The 18,258-nt window shown below is 68.5% G+C and carries 17 protein-coding genes; 11 read left to right on the top strand and 6 right to left on the bottom strand.

Annotated elements, in window-relative coordinates:
• Window positions 1-48 precede the first annotated feature (48 nt).
• The 4 genes from AC5RW2_RS06530 to fabF all read left to right on the top strand — a co-directional run bounded on the left by AC5RW2_RS06530 (window position 49) and on the right by fabF (window position 3,777).
• Window positions 49-1,014 carry an ACP S-malonyltransferase gene (locus AC5RW2_RS06530; RefSeq protein ID WP_494073817.1) on the top strand — a complete coding sequence of 322 codons (966 nt, stop codon included), beginning with the start codon at window positions 49-51 and terminating at the stop codon, window positions 1,012-1,014.
• The gene (locus tag AC5RW2_RS06525) at window positions 1,011-2,078 is read left to right on the top strand and encodes a beta-ketoacyl-ACP synthase III (protein WP_494012291.1); all 1,068 of its coding nucleotides are present in this window, start codon (window positions 1,011-1,013) and stop codon (window positions 2,076-2,078) included. The genes AC5RW2_RS06530 and AC5RW2_RS06525 overlap by 4 nt, the downstream gene beginning before the upstream one ends.
• 111 nt (window positions 2,079-2,189) lie before the next feature.
• Window positions 2,190-2,435, top strand: coding sequence for an acyl carrier protein (locus AC5RW2_RS06520; RefSeq protein WP_136786952.1), 246 nt, complete (start codon window positions 2,190-2,192; stop codon window positions 2,433-2,435).
• Between the two features lie 106 nt (window positions 2,436-2,541).
• A complete protein-coding gene (gene fabF / locus AC5RW2_RS06515) occupies window positions 2,542-3,777 on the top strand; it encodes a beta-ketoacyl-ACP synthase II (protein ID WP_494073816.1) in 1,236 nt (411 codons plus the stop codon).
• Between the two features lie 108 nt (window positions 3,778-3,885).
• Here the strand turns inward: fabF and AC5RW2_RS06510 are convergent, their stop codons facing one another.
• The 5 genes from AC5RW2_RS06510 to AC5RW2_RS06490 all read right to left on the bottom strand — a co-directional run bounded on the left by AC5RW2_RS06510 (window position 3,886) and on the right by AC5RW2_RS06490 (window position 8,822).
• Window positions 3,886-4,389 carry a DUF3145 domain-containing protein gene (locus AC5RW2_RS06510; RefSeq protein WP_493977382.1) on the bottom strand — a complete coding sequence of 168 codons (504 nt, stop codon included), beginning with the start codon at window positions 4,387-4,389 and terminating at the stop codon, window positions 3,886-3,888.
• A gap of 250 nt (window positions 4,390-4,639) precedes the next feature.
• The gene (locus AC5RW2_RS06505; RefSeq protein ID WP_494073815.1) at window positions 4,640-5,593 is read right to left on the bottom strand and encodes a tyrosine recombinase XerC; all 954 of its coding nucleotides are present in this window, start codon (window positions 5,591-5,593) and stop codon (window positions 4,640-4,642) included.
• Between the two features lie 90 nt (window positions 5,594-5,683).
• On the bottom strand, window positions 5,684-6,889 hold the full coding sequence (gene dprA / locus AC5RW2_RS06500) for a DNA-processing protein DprA (protein WP_494073814.1): 1,206 nt from the start codon (window positions 6,887-6,889) through the stop codon (window positions 5,684-5,686).
• 38 nt (window positions 6,890-6,927) lie between these two features.
• Entirely contained in the window at window positions 6,928-8,466 is a 1,539-nt protein-coding gene (locus AC5RW2_RS06495) for a YifB family Mg chelatase-like AAA ATPase (RefSeq protein WP_494073813.1), read from the bottom strand.
• On the bottom strand, window positions 8,466-8,822 hold the full coding sequence (locus AC5RW2_RS06490; RefSeq protein WP_494025730.1) for a YraN family protein: 357 nt from the start codon (window positions 8,820-8,822) through the stop codon (window positions 8,466-8,468). Before AC5RW2_RS06490 ends, AC5RW2_RS06495 begins: the two co-directional genes overlap by 1 nt.
• Window positions 8,823-9,068: 246 nt before the next feature.
• On the opposite strand from AC5RW2_RS06490, the gene AC5RW2_RS06485 reads away from it, so the two are divergent.
• Window positions 9,069-10,211, top strand: a complete 1,143-nt coding sequence (locus AC5RW2_RS06485; RefSeq protein WP_494073812.1) for an FAD-dependent oxidoreductase — start codon at window positions 9,069-9,071, stop codon at window positions 10,209-10,211.
• Between the two features lie 62 nt (window positions 10,212-10,273).
• Here the strand turns inward: AC5RW2_RS06485 and AC5RW2_RS06480 are convergent, their stop codons facing one another.
• Window positions 10,274-12,748 (bottom strand): GcvT family protein, encoded by a 2,475-nt coding sequence (locus AC5RW2_RS06480; RefSeq protein WP_494073811.1) that lies wholly within the window; start codon window positions 12,746-12,748, stop codon window positions 10,274-10,276.
• 143 nt (window positions 12,749-12,891) lie between these two features.
• On the opposite strand from AC5RW2_RS06480, the gene AC5RW2_RS06475 reads away from it, so the two are divergent.
• The 6 genes from AC5RW2_RS06475 (at window position 12,892) to AC5RW2_RS06450 (ending at window position 18,256) form a co-directional block, all read left to right on the top strand.
• Entirely contained in the window at window positions 12,892-13,512 is a 621-nt protein-coding gene (locus AC5RW2_RS06475) for a TetR/AcrR family transcriptional regulator (protein WP_494073810.1), read from the top strand.
• A 164-nt stretch (window positions 13,513-13,676) separates the two neighbouring features.
• Window positions 13,677-14,240, top strand: a complete 564-nt coding sequence (locus tag AC5RW2_RS06470) for a helix-turn-helix domain-containing protein (protein WP_493999953.1) — start codon at window positions 13,677-13,679, stop codon at window positions 14,238-14,240.
• A 69-nt stretch (window positions 14,241-14,309) separates the two neighbouring features.
• Window positions 14,310-15,431, top strand: a complete 1,122-nt coding sequence (locus AC5RW2_RS06465; RefSeq protein WP_494073809.1) for an ABC transporter substrate-binding protein — start codon at window positions 14,310-14,312, stop codon at window positions 15,429-15,431.
• Window positions 15,431-16,360, top strand: a complete 930-nt coding sequence (locus AC5RW2_RS06460; protein ID WP_494025726.1) for an ABC transporter permease — start codon at window positions 15,431-15,433, stop codon at window positions 16,358-16,360. The genes AC5RW2_RS06465 and AC5RW2_RS06460 overlap by 1 nt, the downstream gene beginning before the upstream one ends.
• Complete coding sequence (locus tag AC5RW2_RS06455) at window positions 16,357-17,154, top strand: ABC transporter permease (protein ID WP_494073808.1); 798 nt, start codon at window positions 16,357-16,359, stop codon at window positions 17,152-17,154. The genes AC5RW2_RS06460 and AC5RW2_RS06455 overlap by 4 nt, the downstream gene beginning before the upstream one ends.
• Window positions 17,144-18,256, top strand: coding sequence for an ABC transporter ATP-binding protein (locus tag AC5RW2_RS06450; RefSeq protein WP_493999957.1), 1,113 nt, complete (start codon window positions 17,144-17,146; stop codon window positions 18,254-18,256). Before AC5RW2_RS06455 ends, AC5RW2_RS06450 begins: the two co-directional genes overlap by 11 nt.
• Window positions 18,257-18,258: the final 2 nt, after the last annotated feature.

The following is an 18,258-nucleotide window of genomic DNA, read 5'->3' as shown; positions in this document are numbered from 1 at the left end:
GTGCCGAAACACCGTGGAAACCGCCTCCTCTTTGGAAAGCTTGAATACGTGCTTGCAATAGTCTGCCCGGGCCAGGGTTCCCAAACGCCCGGATTCCTCAATCCCTGGCTCGAGGTCCCCGGTGTGCCCGAACACCTCGGACTGCTCAGCGACATCGCCCAGCTGGACCTTCTCACGCACGGCACGGTGTCGGATGAGGAGACCATCAAGGACACCGCCGTCGCCCAGCCGCTGATCGTGGCCGCGGGCCTGCTGGCCGCCCGCGCCCTGACCGCCGATGAGCCCCTCGACCTGTCCACCGTCGTCGCCGGCCACTCGGTGGGTGAGATTACGGCGTCCGCCATCGCCGGCGCGCTGACCGAGAACGATGCCATGAACTTCGCGCGCGAGCGGGCCAACGCCATGGCGCGCGCCGCCGCCCAGACCCCGACCGGCATGAGCGCCGTGCTCGGCGGCGATCCGGACGAAGTGCTCGCCGCGATCGAAGCGGCCGGACTCACCCCGGCCAACGCCAATGGCGGCGGCCAGACGGTCGCCGCCGGCACGCTCGAACAACTGCAGGCGTTCGCCGCGAACCCGCCGGCCAAGGCGCGGGTGATCCCGCTGAAGGTCGCCGGCGCCTTCCACACCGAACACATGGCCCCGGCGGTCAGCGCCCTGGAAACCCTGCGTCCCCAGCTGAAGCCGGCCCTGCCGTCGCTGACCCTGCTCTCCAATTACGACGGCGAACCGGTCTTCGGCGGCGACGAGAACCTGGACAGCCTGATCGCCCAGGTGTCGCGCCCGGTCCGCTGGGACAAGTGCATGGAGAAGCTCATGTCCGTCGGCGTCACCGGACTGCTGGAACTGCCGCCGGCCGGTACGCTGGCCGGGCTGGCGAAGCGCGGCATGAAGGGCGTGGCAACCATGGCCCTGAAGTCGCCGGAAGACCTGGAAGCGGCCCGCGCCTTCATCGCCGAGCACACCGAACAGACCCCCGTCCTGAACAGCACGTCTGGAGAATCCGAGCAGTGAGCACACCCGTCATCCAGCAGACCCCGCTACGCGACTTCACGCGCATCCTGGGCATCGGAGCGTACCGTCCGGACGTCATCGTCACCAACGACGACGTCTGCCAGTGGATCGACTCCTCCGACGAATGGATTCGCCAGCGGACCGGGATCGTCACCCGTCACCGGGCGGACGCCAACACGTCCGTGCTGGACATGGCCGAAGGCGCCGCCAAGGAAGCGATGGCTCAGGCCGGCATCACCGGCGACCAGCTCGGGGCCGTCCTCGTCTCTACCGTCTCCCATCCCTACGCCACGCCGTCGGCCGCCGCGGCCCTGGCCGACCGGATCGGCGCCACCCCGGCTCCCGCCTTCGACATCTCCGCCGCCTGCGCCGGATACTGCTACGGCATCGCGCAGGCCGACGCCCTGGTGCGTTCCGGCACCGCCGACTACGTGCTGGTGGTCGGCGCGGAAAAGCTCTCCGACGTCATCGACAACACCGAGCGGACGATCTCCTTCCTGCTGGGCGACGGCGCCGGCGCCGTCATCGTGGGCCCGTCCGACACCCCGGGCATCAGCAAGCCGGTCTGGGGCTCCGACGGCAGCAAGTGGGACACCATCAGCATGACCCACTCGCTCAGCCACGTCCGCGAGCTCTCGCTGGCCGCAGAGGCCGCCGGCTCGCTCTCGGCCGTCTCGGACACCTTCGACGAGACGGACAGCAAGCTCTGGCCCACGCTGCGCCAGGACGGGCCGTCCGTGTTCCGCTGGGCGGTCTGGGAAATGGCGAAGGTAGCCAAGCAGGCGCTCGAGGCGGCCGGCCTGCAGCCCGAGGACCTCGCCGCCTTCGTGCCGCACCAGGCGAACATGCGCATCATCGACGAGATGGTCAAGCAGCTGAAGCTGCCCGAGAGCGTGGTCGTGGCGCGCGACATCGCCGATGCCGGCAACACCTCGGCGGCATCCATCCCCTTGGCCACGCACCGCCTGTTGCAGGAGAACCCCGCGCTCTCCGGCGGGTTCGCCCTGCAGATCGGCTTCGGCGCCGGGCTGGTCTTCGGCGCGCAGGTCATCGTCCTGCCGTAGACTGCCTTGCGGTAGTCGGGCCTCCCCTACAATCCCACCAGAACCAGGCCGCAGACCGCGGTTTGACACCCCGTCCGGACACCGTCCGGCAGCACAAGAAAAGGAGCCACCATGGCTAGCAACGAAGAAATCCTGGCCGGACTGGCCGAGATCGTCAACGAAGAGACCGGCCTGGCCCCGGAGGCTGTCGAGCTGGACAAGTCCTTCACCGATGACCTGGACATTGATTCCATCTCGATGATGACCATCGTGGTCAACGCCGAGGAAAAGTTCGGCGTGCGCATCCCGGACGAAGAGGTCAAGAACCTCAAGACCGTCGGTGACGCCGTCAACTTCATCGTCAACGCCCAGGCTTAGTTCCGCGCCACCCGGGGGCTTCCCGGGACTCGGCGGCCGGCGGGTGACCCCCGGTCCGGCCGCCGCACCGGATTTATTGCCCAATCACTATTGAGAGAATGAATCAATGGCACGCAAAGTAGTCATCACCGGCCTCGGCGCCACCACCCCGATCGGCGGCGACGTCCCCACGATGTGGCGGAATGCGCTCAAGGGCGTTTCCGGGGCCCGTACCCTCGAAGATGATTGGGTAGCCCAGTACGAACTGCCGGTGACGTTCGCTGCCCAGGCCAGCAACCGCCCGGACGAAGTACTGACCCGGGTCGAAGCCAAGCGGATGGACCCCTCCACCCAGTTCGCCGTGGTGGCGGCCCGTGAGGCTTGGAAAGACTCCGGCATCGAAGAGGTTGACCACGACCGCCTGGCCGTGGCTTTCGCCACCGGTATCGGCGGCGTGTGGACGCTGCTGGACGCGTGGGACACGCTGCGCGACCGCGGGCCGCGGCGGGTGCTGCCGATGACGGTGCCGATGCTGATGCCGAACGGCCCGGCCGCGGCCGTGAGCATGGACCTGGGAGCCCGCGCCGGCGCCCACACCCCGGTCTCCGCCTGCGCTTCCGGCACCGAAGCCATGGCCTTGGGCATCGACCTGATCCGCGCCGGCAAGGCCGACGTGGTCATGACCGGCGGCGCCGAGGCCGCGATCCACCCCATGCCCATCGCGGCGTTCAGCGCGATGCAGGCCCTGTCCAGGCGCAACGACGACCCCGAGCGTGCCTCGCGCCCCTACGACCTGGACCGGGACGGCTTCGTGATGGGCGAAGGCGCCGGAGCGCTGGTGCTCGAGGCCGAGGAACATGCCCTGGCCCGCGGTGCCCGCATCTATGCCGAGCTTGCCGGCTCCGGCGTCACCGCCGATGCCTACCACATCACCGCCCCGGATCCCGAGGGGCTGGGCGCCACCCGCGCGCTGAAGGCCGCGATGTTCGACGCCCGGGCACAGGCGACCGACGTGGTGCACGTCAACGCCCATGCCACGTCGACCCCTGTCGGCGACAAGCCGGAATACACTGCGCTGAAGGCCGCGCTCGGTGACCATGTCGACAACGTTGCGGTCTCCGCGACCAAGTCGCAGACCGGCCACCTGCTCGGCGCGTCGGGTGCCGTGGAGTCCGTGATGACCGTAATGGCCGTCTACGAACGCCGCGCTCCGGCCACGATCAACCTGGAGAACCAGGACCCGGAGATCCCGCTGGACGTGGTCACCTCGTCCCGCGACCTGCCGCAGGGCGACATCGTCGCGTTGAACAACTCCTTCGGGTTCGGCGGCCACAACGCCGTCGTCGTGTTCCGCAACGTCTGACGGTTCACTCCGGTGCTTGCCTGCGGGCAGCACGAAAGGGAGGGCGGCCGGTTTTCACCGGCCGCCCTCCCTTTTTGCGTGGATGGAGGAGGGAGGGAAGAGCCGGCGTCAGCCGACCTGGTGCAGCCAGCGGACGGGGGCGCCTTCGGCGGCGTGGCGGAAAGGCTCGAGTTCTTCGTCCCATGCCTCGCCCAGGGCGAGGGACAGTTCGTGGTAGACGGCTGCGGGATCGCCGGCACCGGCTTCGTAGGCGTAGCGGATGCGGTCCTCGCTCACCATGATGTTTCCGTGGACGTCGGTCATGGCGTGGAAAATGCCGAGTTCGGGCGTGTGCGACCAGCGGCCGCCGTCCACCCCGGCGCTCGGCTCTTCGGCGACTTCATAGCGCAAATGGGCCCAGCCGCGCAGGGCAGAGGCCAGCATGGCGCCGGTCCCCTGCGCGCCGACCCACGACAGCTCGGCCCGGTACATTCCGGGCGCGGCAGGCTGCGGGGTCCACTCGAGATCCGTTCGCTTGTCCACGACGGATCCGACGGCCCACTCGATATGCGGGCACAGTGCCGAAGGTGCTGAATGCACAAACAGCACTCCACGCGTCATCACAACAGACATCCCATCCTCCATTTGCTGTAGGTACGTCTTCCCCAACGACCTTCAGCCTGTCAACGGATGGAACTTGTCAGTACTGCTGTTTCCGACGCTTCGTTCCTCATTGTGCCGTACGGCATCGAATTGCGCCAGTGTAACTACCAATGTGTTATGGCGTGTCGCCGGTTCCGCCAGTGCAGCCGGTCCGGGGGCTCCCCGGGGCGGCCGCGTTCCGGGCGGGCGGCCGGTCCCGCCCGCCGCTGCTGTTGCGCGATCAGGCCCGCGGGTGCGCCTGCTGGTAGCTGCGGCGCAGCCGGTCCACGGAGACGTGGGTGTAGAGCTGGGTGGTCGCCAAAGTGCTGTGGCCGAGGATCTCCTGGACGGCCCGCAGGTCCGCTCCCCCATCCAACAGGTGCGTGGCGGCGCTGTGCCGGAGGGCGTGCGGCCCGGTGGCCGAGGTGTCGCCGAGCAGGCCGAAGAGCCTCGCCGCGACGGAGCGCACCTGGCGCGGGTCCACGCGCCTGCCGCGTTGGCCGAGGAACAGGGCCGGACCGCTTTCCGCGGTGGCGAGCCTGGGCCTGCCGCGGCGCAGCCAGTCGTCCATGGCGACGGCGGCCGGCAGTCCAAACGGAACGGTGCGTTCCTTGTTGCCCTTGCCGAGCACTCGGATGGTCCGGCGTTCGTTGTCCACTTCGTCGATGTCCAGGCCCGCGAGTTCGCTGACGCGGATTCCGGTGGCATAGAGCAGTTCGATCATCGCCCGGTCCCGCAGGGGCATCGGCTCCCCCTCGGCGGCTTCCTCGGCGAGCGTTCGGAACAGCTCGTCGACCTGGGCCGGGCGCAGCACGGTGGGCAGCGAGCCGGTGCGTTTGGGCGCCTTCAGCCGGAGCGCCGGATCGGTGTGGATGAGCTCTTCCCGCAGCGCCCAGCCCATAAACGTGCGGGCGGTGGCCGTGCGCCGCGCCAGCGTGGATCGGGCCATGCCGGCTCCGTTCATCGCGCCCAGCCAGGACCGCAGGGTCCCGAGGGTGATGTCCGGCAGCTCCCGGGCACCGGTTTCCGCTGCGTAGCCGAGCAGGTGCCGGACGTCGGTCACATAGGCGCGGATGGTATGTTCCGAGCGCGCGCGTTCCGCCTTCAGATAGCGGGCGAAGCCATCCAGGGCCGCGTCGAAGGCCTGCGGGAGCGGCTCGGTGCCCTGCGGTTCGGGTTGGTCTGCAGAGCTCATCCCCTCACTTTGCTGGCCCGGCCCGCCGAACTCAAGGAGGCGCACGGGAGCACGGCTGAATTGCCGCCGCGCTCCTTCCCTGTGTCCTACTCAGTCCCGCCGCCCCCGGCGCCAGCCGGTGGCGTCCTGGACGGCCAGTCCTGCCGCTTCCAACCGGCCGAGTCCCGCGAGGACGGTGCGGACCGGGATCCCCGCGACGGTGGCGAGCTTGTCTACGGTGCTTCCCCGTCGAACCGGCAGGGCGTCGAGCAGCAGCAGGTCATCCACACCGAGTCCGTCGTGGTCGGCGAGCACCTCTTGGCTCCCGGCCTGCACTGTTCCCAGCGGTCCCGCCAGCTCGGCCGCCTCTGCGGCATCCGTGACGGCTGTTGCGCTCCCGTCGCGCAGCAGCCGGTGGGTACCGGCCGAGTTCGCGCTGTAGACGGATCCGGGGACGGCGCCCACGCCGCGGCCAAGGCCCGCGGCGTGATGGGCAGTATTCAGTGCCCCGGAGCGCCAGCGGGCCTCCACCACGATGGTTGCGGCGGCCAACGCCGCGATGAGCCGGTTTCGTTGCAGGAATCTCCAACGTGTTGGTGCGGCCCCGGGCGGCACTTCGGCCAGCAGAATCCCCCGGTTGGCGATGGCGCGGAGCAGTTCTTCGTTTCCGGCCGGGTAGTACCGGTCCAGGCCGCCGGCCATGACCGCCATGGTGGCGACATGTTCGGTCTCCGCCGCCAGGGCCGAACGATGGGCCTGCGCGTCGATCCCGTAGGCCCCGCCGGAAATCACGCAATAGCCCCGCTGCGCGAGTCCGCTGCTGATGTCGCCGGTCACCTGGTTGCCGTAATTCGTGCTGTCCCGGGAACCGACAACGGCCACCGTTGTCCGGACGTCCGGTATGCCGTCCGTGAACCTTCCCCGCGCCCAGAGGCAGAGCGGTTCGCCCAGCCCGAGGTCTTTCAACGCGGCCGGCCACACCGCGTCTCCGGGTATGAGCACGGTGCCGCCAAGCCTGCCGATCACGGCCAGGTCGCGTTCGGGCGCAAGGTCCTTGACGCGCGGCGCCCACCGCTCGAGGGCGTCGCTGAGCGGCTGGGCGTTGCCGGCAGAGGGTACGCGGTCGAGGGCGCGCAGCAATTCCGCCTGCAGACCGTGCCCGGCCTTGATCTGGCCGGTGGCGACCCTGAGGGCGTCGTGGGCGCCGGCAGCAGCGACCAGTGCCTGGCCAATCCAGTCAGACGGCTCCATCAGCCGGGACAGCGCCGCCCTGGCAAGGCGTTCATCGGTGGACGGCAGTTGCGTCATTCTGGTCATCTCCTCCTGGCCTGCGGCCGCAGATGGGGACGGCATGGTCACGCCGCCTTGACCTGTTGGCGGAAGGCCAACGCCGTGCCGACGCAGTCCCGGTCCGGTCGGTCCAGGCCGGACAGGTCGGCGAGCGTCCACGCAACGCGCAGGACCCGCGAGTAGCCACGGCCGGTCAGCACTCCGCACTCCATGGCCCGGTCCAGGTCCCTGGTGATAGCGGGCGGAAGCCGTAGCTTCCCGGTCAACAGTTCGCCGCTGATCTCCGCGTTCAACCCGATGCCCCACGGCTGCAGCCTCGCCCGCTGTGCCGTCCGTGCCACCGCTACCCGGGCGGCGACGGCCGCGCTGTCTTCCCGCTGCGCACCCATGGCCATCATCCCCACCGTCAGCCGTGGCAGAGTCAACTGCAGATCGATGCGGTCGGTCAGGGGGTTGGAGAGCTTGCCAAAGTAGCGGCGCCTCTGGTCGGGCGTGCAGGTGCAATCCAAACCCTTGCCGCCGGAGAGCCCGCACGGGCAGGGGTTCGCCGCCATGACGAGCTGGAAACGGGCCGGGTAGGTGGCGCTGCCCGCCGCCCGGTGTACCACCAGCCGCCCGCTCTCCAGCGGCTGGCGCAACGCGTCGAGCACCTGCCGGTCGTATTCGGGTGCCTCGTCCATGAACAGCACCCCGCGGTGTGCCCGCGAGGCCGCTCCCGGGCGGGGCATGCCGGAGCCGCCCCCGATGATGGAGACCGCCGTTGCCGTGTGGTGCGGGCTCTCGTACGGCGGCCGCCGTACCAGCTCGGTCAGCGGGGCGGCCGTGGCGCTCAGGGAGTGGATGGCGGTGACCTCCATGGCATGGTGGTCGGGAAGATCGGGCAGGATGCCCGGCAACCGTTCGGCGAGCATCGTCTTGCCGGCACCGGGCGGACCGACGAGCAGCAAATGATGGCCGCCCGCAGCGGCGACTTCCAGCGCCGCCCGGGCTTCATGCTGCCCGGCCACGTCCGCCAGGTCGGGGGCGGGCGCGGGAGGTGCTGCGGCCGGGACGGACGGGCTTAGCCGCTCCGGCGGGCCGGGCTTCAGCCGGTTCGCGTCGGCGCCGAAGGCCATCAAGACCTCAACCAGATTGCTGAAGCTGCGCACCCGGGCGCCCGGCACCAGCGCGGCCTCGGCGGCGTTGGCGTCGGCAACGACAACATGCGGATACCCGGCTTCGACGGCCGCCATCACCGCCGGGAGTACACCCCTGACCGGCCGGAGCCTTCCGTCGAGTCCCAGCTCGGCCAGGAAGATGTTGCGGCCGCTGGGCCGGACGTCCCCCGCCGCCTGGAGCGAGGCCATCAGGATGGCCAGGTCAAAGCCGGAGCCTTTCTTGGGCAGCGAAGCGGGGACAAGGTTGACGGTGATCTTCCGCCTGCTGAGCGGGACCCCGGCGTTCTTCGCCGCGGCCTTGATCCGTTCCTTGGCCTCGGTCAGGGCCGCGTCCGGCAGCCCCAGGAGAATGAAGGCCGGGAGGGTTTGTCCGATGTCCGCTTCTACCTCGACGATGTGCCCGTTCAGTCCCACCAGCGCCACCGAGAATGTCCGTCCGAGCCCCATCAGCCGACGCCCTTCAAGTACTCGATCACGGGCCAGCGCCCCTGCCCGTAGAGCACCGCGACGGCGTCCACCCTCATCGCCGTCCCGGTCATGCCGTGGTCGCGCAGCCACTGGTGCCCCAGGAAGTGGAGTCGGCGGACCTTGGCGTCGGTGATGGCTTCGAAGGGGTGGCCGTAGTCGGTGCTGCGCCGGGTCTTGACCTCGGAGACCACGATGGTCGCCCCGTCCACGGAGACGATGTCCAGTTCGCCGTCGGGGCTGCGCCAGTTTCGGTCGATGACACGCTGGCCGGCGCCGGAAAGATAGGACGCGGCCATCTCCTCACCGCGTCGGCCCAGGTCGTCTTTCGCTCTCATGCCCTCCAGCGTGGCGGCGGACGGCGGAGGGCAGCTTCACGTGACCCCCGGGATGTGGAAATCCCGCCCCGTGCGGCGGCCTGTGCAGGGCAGGGCGACAGCCTCCGTTACGCTGAAGAAGTGATGCGCAGCACGCCCCGGCCTGCGCTCCATATCGGCCACCGGTTCAGCCTCTCGTCGCGCGCAAGCGGGTGCCGGCCTGCTGCACGGTACAGGAACGGCCCGGGGCGCAGGAAGGACATTGCAGTGAGGATAACTGTCGTCGGAGCCGGTGCATGGGGTTTGCCGGCAGCGGCCGAGCTGGCCGGCCGGGGTCATCGCGTCACCCTGATTGACCGCTTCGGCGTATCCAACCCCCTGTCGTCCTCTTACGGGCCGACGCGCATGTGGCGCATTGCCGACCCGGACCCCGGCCGGGTCCGGCTGTCCAGGTTGGGGCTGGAGGCCATGAAGCGGCTCTCGAGCAGGGCCGGGCAACCCGTTTACCACCAAAAGGGCCTGCTGTGGCGCGACACGTTGTCGCTGCCGCGCCTGCGGTCGACCCTCCTGGCCGAAGATGTGCCCTTCGAGGAGGTCGACGCGAACAACGTTGCAGCGTTCCTGCCCGGCCTGAGGCCGGACGGCCGGGATGCCATTTGGCAGCGGGACGCCGGCGTGGTGCTGGCCGATGCGAGCCTGCAGGCCCAGTTCCGGCTGTTTTCCGCGGCCGGCGGCACCTTCCTGCACGGGGCCACGGTGTCCCAGGTTTCGGCGGCTTCGGGAACCGTCAGCGCTTCCCTTTCCGATAGCCGGCGCGTCAATGCGGACGTGTTGGTGATTGCGGCCGGTCCGGGGAGCGGCACCTTGCTCGCACAGCTTGGCTTGCCTGCGCCGCTTCGGCCGTACCTGGAGCAGGTGGTCCACTTCGGCGGCGCGCGGGGCGCCACCGACGACTATCCTTGCTTTTTCGACGGCCCGACTGACGAAGCACCGGGCATCTACGCCATGAGCAGCCCCGGCATAGGCTACAAGGTCGGCCTGGACAGTCCGCTGCGGCACTACATCGAGGGGGACGCCGACAGGTCCCCGGATGAGGTGCGCACCGGCATCATCCGCGAACGGTTGCGCCGCGACTTGCTGTCGCTGCAACCTGATGTGCTCGACGCGCAGGTCTGCGTGTGGACCGACACCCCCGACGGCAGGTTCGTCGTCGATTCGCCGGTCCCCGGCGTCGTTGTCGCCTGCGGGGATGCCGGCGAGGGCTTCAAGTATTCGGCGCTGATGGGCATCATTGTCGCCGACCTGGCCGAGGACAAGCAGCCTGAGGCTGACATCAGCCCCTACCGGCTGGGTCGCTTCGAGGCCGCGGATAGCGCCGACTGGGGTGTTCCGACCGCGCTGGGCCGCTGATCGGCCGCGGAACACCCCGCCGCACCGAGGTGCAGGTCAGGCCTCGACCGGCAGGCCGGCTGCTAACCGCGCAGCCGTTCCCCTTTCGGATCGTAGAACGGCCGCCGTGAGACTGTGGCCGCGACGAGCCGGCCCCGGCATTCGACCGTGAACGTTCCGGAGAGGTCCGTATCCGCGGCGACCGAGGCGAGCCCGACGGCGCGTCCCAGCGTGTAGCCGTAGCTGCCGCTGGTCATGCGGCCCACCGGCACGCCGTCGCAGAACACGGTCTCGTCGTGCACGAACAATGCCTCCGGGTCCTCCAGCGCCAGGTAGACGGTCCGGTGGGCGGGCGCCGCCGGGTCCAGCTTGGCCACCGCGTCCCGGCCCACGAAGCCGCCCGGCTTGTCCAGCGCCACGGTGAAGCCGAGTCCTGCGGAGTACGGGTCGTCGGCGGGCCCGATGTCGTGCCCGAGATGGCGGAAACCCTTCTCGCTGCGCAGCGAGTCGAGGGCGTGGTAGCCGGCCAGCCGCACGCCGAGGTCCTGGCCGGCCTCCCACAACGCGTCGAACACGTTGAGGGCCGTGTCCGTGCCCGGGTACAGCTCGTAGCCGAGTTCGCCGACGAAGCTCACCCGCAGGGCGTAGGCGAAGCCGTCGGCAACCTCCACGGTCCGTCCCTCGGTGTAGGCCTGGGCGGCGTCCGACCAGTCCTCGGGCGAGACCCGGCCGAGCAGTTCCCGGCTCTTCGGTCCCATGACCCCGATCGTCGCCAGGCCGGCCGTCGCATCGAAGACCGCGGCCGCCTTGCCTTGCGCCAGCCGCCGCAGGTACCCCAGCGTCTTGTCCTGGCTGAAGGCGGGCGTCACCACAAGGAACCGGTCTTCACCGAGCCTGGTGACGGTGCCGTCCAGCTCGATCCCCCCGGCCTCGTTGAGCATCAGGGTGTAGACGGCCTTGCCGACGCGGACGTCGACGTCTGCCGTGCAGGCCTGCTGACAGACCGCCAGCGCGTCCGGACCTGCCACTTCGATCTTCGCGAAGGAGCTCAGGTCGAACAGCACCACCCCTTCCCGTGCGCCACGGTGCTCCTCGCCGACACGGTCGAACCAGTTCTGCCGGCCGTAGCTGTACTCATACTGCGGCGCGGTCCCGGGGTCGCCGTACCAGTTGGCCCGTTCCCAGCCGTTGAGCTCCCCGAAGCAGGCGCCGAGTTCGGCGAGCCGGGCGTGCAGCGGCGAGCGCCGCACGTTCCGTGCCGTGGTCGGCTGCAGCTGCGGCCAGTGCATGGCGTAGAGGCGTCCGAGCCCCTCCCGGGTCCGGGCATGGAGGTAGCGCCGGTTGTTCTGGTGCCGCGAGAACCGCTGGACGTCCACCGCGGCCGCGTCGAAGCCCGGCGATCCGGAGATCACCCACTCGGCCAGTTCCCGACCGGCGCCGGGGGCGAAAATGATGCCCTGGGAGTTGAAGCCGGCCGCGACAAAGAGGTTGCGCACCTCGGACGTTTCCCCGAGGACGAAGTTGGAATCCGGGGTGAAGCTTTCCGGGGCATTGAGGAAGCGGTCGTAACGGCTCTGCGCCAGTGCCGGCACCGCCGCCTCCGCCTTGCCGCGGATCGTCGCGAAGTGTTCCCAGTCGGCCTCGAACTCCGCGAAACCGCTTCTGCCGATCCCGCTCACCGGCCGCGGCAACCCGTCGGGCTCGAAGGCGCCGACCAGCAGCCGCCCCGACTCGTGTCGGATGTAGTAGCTGTTGTCCAGATCCCGGAAGACCGGCAGCTCGGGCACGGCGCCGTCGATCTCCCCGCTCCGCACGTGCACGTGCTCGGCGGCATACAGCGGCACATGCGCCCCGGCGGTCGCGGCCAGGTCGCGCGTCCACAGCCCGCAGGCGAGGATCGCCCGTTCGGCCTCTATGGTCCCCTGATCCGTGACGACGCCCGTCACCCCGCCCCGGCCGTGGCGGATGCCGGTGACGGACACGTTTTCGCGCAGGGCGACGCCGAGCCCGTGGGCAAGTTTGGCGAAGGACAGCGCCGCATACCCGGGGTTGATGTGCCCGTCGTCGGGCAGGTAGAGCGCGCCGAGTACTCCGTCGGTCCGGGCCAGCGGCCACAGCCGGCCCAGGCCGGCCGCATCCAGGATCTCCGCCTCCGTGCCGTTCTGGCGGGCCACGTCGCAGGCGTAGTGCATTTCATCCACCCGGCCGGCGGTCCGCGCCACCATCACCGAGCCGGATTGCTGGAACGAGACGTCGAGCCCGGAGCGTTCTTCGAGCGTGCCGTAGGTCTCGAGGCCGTACCTTGCCAGCTTGGTCATCGCCGTCGTCGTCCTCCCGCCGGTCACCAGGCCTGCCGCGTGCCACGTGGTGCCGCTGCCCAGGACGTTGGCTTCGAGCAGGACGACGTCCGTCTCCCCCGAGGCCGCCAGGTGATAGGCAATGCTGGCCCCGATGATTCCCCCGCCGACGACGACGGTGCGCGCGCGGGCGGGCAGCGGCCCGCGGGCCTCATCGGTGAAGGCTGCCGCGCTGATGGTGCGGTCTACGAGCCGGTCCATGGTTTTCCTCGCTTCTGTCGGCAGCAGGTCAGGGGCCCGCCGTGCGGTCCACGGGCCCGCCGCGGATGGGGCACTCGGGCCGCTGTCGTTCCCGTTAATAATGAATTATTGTGAACGGTATCACAGCACATCGAAGGGAAAACATGAGCCCCGTTGCCGCCCCGGGCCGCGCGCTGACGGTCGAGGATCAGCCGCGGCGCCGCCTCATCCTCGAGGCGGCGGAACGCCTGCTGGCGGCCCGCGGATTCGACGGAATCCGCCTGCGGGACATCTCCACGGAAGCGGGAATCTCCATTGGAATGATCCAGCACTACTTCCCCAGCCGGGACGCCGTGGTCCGCGAAATGCTGGTCACCGCGTGTGAGCGCAGGGCGACGGAATGGCAGCTGCCCGCGCAGCGGCAGGATGACCCGGCCGCGAAAATCCGGGCGCTCCTCGCCGGCGCGGTCACGGATCCGGAGCACTGCACCGTCTGGCTGGAATCCTGCGCGGCGGCCAGCAGGCACGGGGAGGTGCAACCCGTTGTGCTGCACACCAACACCCTGTGGCGGAAGGCGCTGGCCGCAGCAATTGCCGAAGGCACGGATGCCGGCCGCTTCACCCCCGCGATCCCGGTGGAACAGATCGTGGACACCCTGGTCGCACTCATCGACGGCCTGATCATGGCCGTGGCCACGAAGGACCCGAAAATCACGCCGGACTACACCAAGTCGCTGCTGCTGGCGGCGGCGCGCCTTCAGCTCGGCGCCGACCTCGGCGAGTGAGGCCCTAGGGAAGCGGACGGTTTTTTGGCCCGAGCCCCGAGACGCGGCTCACAAAAAAATTCGGTGAAACGCTTGTTTTCGGCTGAACACCCGGGCTAGGGTCTACTAAACGCGGTGATAAGTGACATAAATCACCGCGTTAGGAAGACTAAAGGAGGTGTTCGATGAGCGGTACGGCGGACAACGAGCAGCCGATCGGCCAGCGCATTCGTGCGGCACGGGAACTGCGGAGCATCTCGCTGCGCAGCCTGGCCCAGCTGACCGGCGTCAGCTCGGGTTTCCTGAGCCAGCTGGAAAACGCGCACTCGAACGCCAGCGTCGCCACGCTCAAGAAGATCGCGGAAGCCCTCGGAACGACGACGGCGGAGCTGATCGACGGCACCAGGCCCGAGGGCCGGGTACTGCGCAAGGCCGACCGGCCGGTTTTCCATGCCGGCGACGGCCTCAACAAGTACCTGCTCACCGGCTCCCCGCAGCGGAACCTGGAGGTCTACGCCGGCGAACTCGACATGCACGGCGGGACCGGCGAGGAACTGTACGCCCACGGGAATGCGCAGGAGGTCCTCGTCTGCCTGAAGGGGCGGGTGGAGGTCCGCTTCTCCGGCGAGTCCCATGTCCTGGAAGGCGGGGACAGCGTCGAATACCTCTCGTCCGCGCCGCACGGCCTTCGGAACCTGGCCCACGGCACGTCCGAGGTCATGTGGATCATCAGCCCTCCAACCATCTAAAGCAGCGGGCCGGACGGTTCGACAGCCGGCGCTTCCGCACTCAGCGTTCCACACGAAAGAGGAGAAACAATGTCAGCACTTAGCACATCCCGCCGCCGGCGGGCCCTGCCGGTTGGAATGGCGGCAGCAGTCGCGCTGCTCGTGTCGGCCTGTGGCGGTGGGGGCAGTGCCGCCTCGGCCGACATCGACCTGGGCACCGGTCCCGCGGAGGCCGGAACGGTCAAAGCCGGCGCCTTGGAGGGCCTGAACATGACCTTTGCCTCCTACGGCGGCATCTACCAGGACGGACAGATGGCGGCGGCAGTGACGCCGTTCGCCGAGGAGTCCGGGGCGAACGTCTTGTCCGATGGGCCGATGGAGTATGCGAAGATCCAGGCGCAGGTGGAGTCGAACAACGTGACGTGGGACGTCGTCGACACCGATTCGAACTGGGCGGCCGGCCAATGCGGAAAGCTCCTGCAGAAGCTGGACTACTCGATCATCGATAAGTCCAAAATCCCCGAGGGCCTGGCCAGCGAGTGCTACGTGCCGGCCATGCAGTACGCGGCGGTCGTCGTGTACAACACCGAGAAGTACAGCGAGGCGCCCCAGGGCTGGGCCGATTTCTTCGATACCAAGAAGTTCCCCGGCAAGCGGGCCGTCCAGGGCGCCGACGTCGGAGGCGGCCTCCTCGAGGGCGCCCTGATCGCCGACGGGGTGGCAGAGGAAGACCTCTACCCGCTCGATGTCGAGCGGGCGCTGAAGAAGGTGGACACCATCAAGGACAGCCTCGTGTATTGGACCACGGGAGCCCAGTCGCAGCAGATGCTTGAGGCGGAGGAAGTGGACATGGCCATCGTCTGGTCCGGCCGCGCCTACGGAGCCGTGGAAAACGGAGCCCCGTTCGAGCCGGTCTGGGAGACCGGCGTCGTGGTCATGGACGTCCTGGCCGTTCCCACGAACGCCAAGAACCCGAAGGCCTCGATGGCCCTGATCAACTACGCACTCGGCAAGGAACAGCAGGAGAAGCTCACCGAGGAAACGTCGTATTCCCCGGTCCACCTGGACGCCAAGCCGGCGGTGAATGAGAACGGCAAGAAGTTCCTGATCACCGAACCGGAGATCGCCGACAAGGTCCTGGTCTCCGACTTCGAATGGTGGGGCGAGAACTACGCCTCGACCCTGGAACGCTGGACGGCCTGGGTCTCCTAATGAGCAATGCAGTCAAAGACCCCGTGCGGCCGGCAGCCCCGGCCGGCCGGACGGGGAATGGCGAGGGCGGCGCAGCGCCGTCGGCCGGAAGGCGCCCGCGGCTGAGTCCGCTGCTGTTGTTGCTCCCGGCGCTGGCGCTGATGGCCGGCGTGTTCGCCTACCCGCTGGCCGAGGCGATGTGGCGCAGCGTGGCGGACCCGGTGCCCGGCACGCAGAACTACGAGTGGTTTGCCGCCAACGCCGGCAACTGGGCCGTGCTCGGGCGGACCCTGTGGGTCGCGCTGCTGTCCGCAGCCATCTGCCTGGTGCTGGCTTATCCGTACGCGTACTTCATGGTGATTTCGGGCCCCAAGATGCGTGCGGCGTTGGTGGTCATAGTCCTCATACCGTTCTGGACGTCGCTGATGATCCGCAGCTTCGCGTGGATCATCCTGCTGCAGGACAACGGCCTGATCAACGGCATGCTCGGGTTCCTGGGGCTGGGGCCGTTCGAGCTGATCCGCAACACCACGGGCGTCCTGATCGGCATGGTCCAGGTGCTGCTGCCGTTCATGGTGCTGCCGCTGTACGCGTCGATGCGGAACGTGGACCTGCGGCTGCTGCAGGCTTCCAGCAGCCTGGGCGCCGCTCCCTTCGTCTCCTTCACCCGGATCTTCATGCCGCTGGCCATGCCCGGCGTGGTGTCCGGCTCCCTGCTGGTCTTCATCCAGGCGCTGGGCTTCTACATCACCCCGGCGCTGCTCGGCTCGCCGTCCGAGATGCTGATCTCGCAATACATCTACGTGCAGGTCAACGGCCAACTCCAGTGGGGTCGCGGCAGCGTACTGGGCGTCATCCTGCTCCTTGCCACGCTGCTGCTGCTGGGCCTGTTGGCGCTGCTGCTGCGCAAGAGCAAACGTGCCGCCGGCGATGAAGGAGGACTGCTGTGAAACATTCCGTGCTGACCCGGTCCCTGCTGCTGGTCTATGCGGGCCTGGTGGCCGCCATCTTGATCGCGCCGACCTCGATCGTCATTCCGCTCAGTTTTACGGACAAGGCCTCGCTGAGTTTCCCGCCGTCGGGCTGGTCGCTGCGCTGGTATGAGAATTTCTTCACCGACCGGGCGTGGATGTCCGCCCTCGGCAATTCGATACTGATCGCCGTCATCGTTGCCGTCGCGGCGACCGTCATAGGCACCGCGGCGTCGATGGGCCTGCAAAAGTTCGTCCGGCGCCGGGCTGCCAAGACGCTGCAGGCGCTGCTGCTGGCCCCGATCGTGGTGCCGGCGATCATCCTCGCCATCGGCATCTATGCGATCTTCCTGCGGCTGCAGATGCTGGGCACCCTGACCGGCTTCGTGCTCGCCCACACGGTCCTGGCCGTGCCGTTTGTGGTGGTCTCCGTCACGGCGGCCCTCAGCGGTTTCGATCAGCGGCTGGCGACGGCGGCGGCGAGCCTGGGCGCGAACCGGTGGTCCACGTTCCTTCAGGTCATCCTGCCATCCATTCTGCCCGGAGTCGTTTCGGGCGCACTCTTCGCCTTCGTGACCTCGTTCGACGAGGTCGTGCTGTCGATCTTCATCAAAAGTCCGTACTTGGAAACGCTGCCCGTCAAGATGTATTCGTCCGTCACCAGGGACACGGACCCAACCATCGCGGCCGCAGCAACCTTGATCATGCTCTTGACGACAATCATCATTGCCGTCGGGCTGCTCAGTATGCGTAGGAGGAAACGTGTCCAGTAAGCTCACCGGGGCCGGCACCCGGATCGACATCCAGAATGTCACCAAGCGCTATGCCAAATCCACCGCCGTGGACGACGTCTCGCTGACCATCGAGCCGGGTGAATTCATCACCCTGCTGGGCCCGTCCGGCAGCGGCAAGACGACCACGCTGAACCTCGTTGCCGGCTTCACGGACCTGACCAGCGGCTCGATCGAGATCGACGGCCAGCGCGTGGACAACGTGCCGGCGCACAAGCGCGGGCTCGGCGTCGTTTTCCAGCACTACGCCCTGTTCCCGCACATGAGCGTCGCCGAGAACATTGCGTTTCCGCTGCAGCAGCGCAAGACCCCTAAGTCCGAACAGCAAACGCTGATTGCCGAGGCACTCAAGACCGTCGGACTGTCCGGCTATGAGGACCGCTACCCGCGCGAACTCTCCGGCGGCCAGCAGCAGCGCGTCGCCTTCGCCCGCGCCATGGTCTTCAACCCCCGGGCGCTGCTCATGGACGAGCCGCTGGGCGCGCTGGACAAGAACCTGCGCGAGAAGCTGCAGCTGGAGATCAAGCGGATCCACCAGGAAGTCGGCCGCACCTTCGTCTTCGTAACCCATGACCAGGAAGAAGCCCTGATCCTCAGCGACCGCATCGCCATCTTCAACAACGGCAGGATCGAGCAGGTCGGTACGAGTGCCGAGCTTTACGAGCGCCCCTCCAGCCTGTTCGTGGCCAAGTTCATGGGCGAGTCCACCATTTTCCGTGCCGACGTCGATGCGGCCGGCCCGGAGTGGTCCATGGACTTCCACGGGGCCAAACTCCGCGGCCCCGCCGGCCGGAGCGTCTCGGGCAAGGGTGCCCTGGTCCTGCGGCCCGAGCAGCTGCGCGTCGCCCCGAAGGCGGAGGAAGTCCCTGGCGGCGCCGTCACCGTCCCGGTCAAGGTGGTCCAGAACATCTATCTGGGCTCCGGCCACAAGTATGAACTGCAGCTGCCCGACGGCTCCACCGGCATCGTCCGCACCCCGCTGTCCGAAAGCAACGGCCTGCGGCCCGGAGACGATGCGGTCGTCTACTGGTCCGCCCGGGACGGCGTGCTGCTCGAAGACTCCGACCTCGTCTCCACGACCTAGGA

The organism is Arthrobacter sp. B0316-1-20 (genome assembly GCF_059091865.1).
Note: the sequence above shows the minus strand (reverse complement) of the source record. Positions and strands in the feature narration are given on the sequence as shown.

What these genes read in the sequence shown, in the direction of transcription:
- AC5RW2_RS06495 (WP_494073813.1), bottom strand. Translation starts at nt 8,466, where the DNA reads ATGGGGCTCGGACGGACATTCTCGGTGGCGCTGGTGGGACTGAACGGG.
- fabF (WP_494073816.1), top strand. Translation starts at nt 2,542, where the DNA reads ATGGCACGCAAAGTAGTCATCACCGGCCTCGGCGCCACCACCCCGATC.
- AC5RW2_RS06505 (WP_494073815.1), bottom strand. Translation starts at nt 5,593, where the DNA reads ATGAGCTCTGCAGACCAACCCGAACCGCAGGGCACCGAGCCGCTCCCG.
- AC5RW2_RS06480 (WP_494073811.1), bottom strand. Translation starts at nt 12,748, where the DNA reads ATGGACCGGCTCGTAGACCGCACCATCAGCGCGGCAGCCTTCACCGAT.
- dprA (WP_494073814.1), bottom strand. Translation starts at nt 6,889, where the DNA reads ATGACCAGAATGACGCAACTGCCGTCCACCGATGAACGCCTTGCCAGG.
- AC5RW2_RS06465 (WP_494073809.1), top strand. Translation starts at nt 14,310, where the DNA reads ATGTCAGCACTTAGCACATCCCGCCGCCGGCGGGCCCTGCCGGTTGGA.
- AC5RW2_RS06470 (WP_493999953.1), top strand. Translation starts at nt 13,677, where the DNA reads ATGAGCGGTACGGCGGACAACGAGCAGCCGATCGGCCAGCGCATTCGT.
- AC5RW2_RS06520 (WP_136786952.1), top strand. Translation starts at nt 2,190, where the DNA reads ATGGCTAGCAACGAAGAAATCCTGGCCGGACTGGCCGAGATCGTCAAC.
- AC5RW2_RS06460 (WP_494025726.1), top strand. Translation starts at nt 15,431, where the DNA reads ATGAGCAATGCAGTCAAAGACCCCGTGCGGCCGGCAGCCCCGGCCGGC.
- AC5RW2_RS06475 (WP_494073810.1), top strand. Translation starts at nt 12,892, where the DNA reads ATGAGCCCCGTTGCCGCCCCGGGCCGCGCGCTGACGGTCGAGGATCAG.
- AC5RW2_RS06490 (WP_494025730.1), bottom strand. Translation starts at nt 8,822, where the DNA reads ATGAGAGCGAAAGACGACCTGGGCCGACGCGGTGAGGAGATGGCCGCG.
- AC5RW2_RS06510 (WP_493977382.1), bottom strand. Translation starts at nt 4,389, where the DNA reads ATGTCTGTTGTGATGACGCGTGGAGTGCTGTTTGTGCATTCAGCACCT.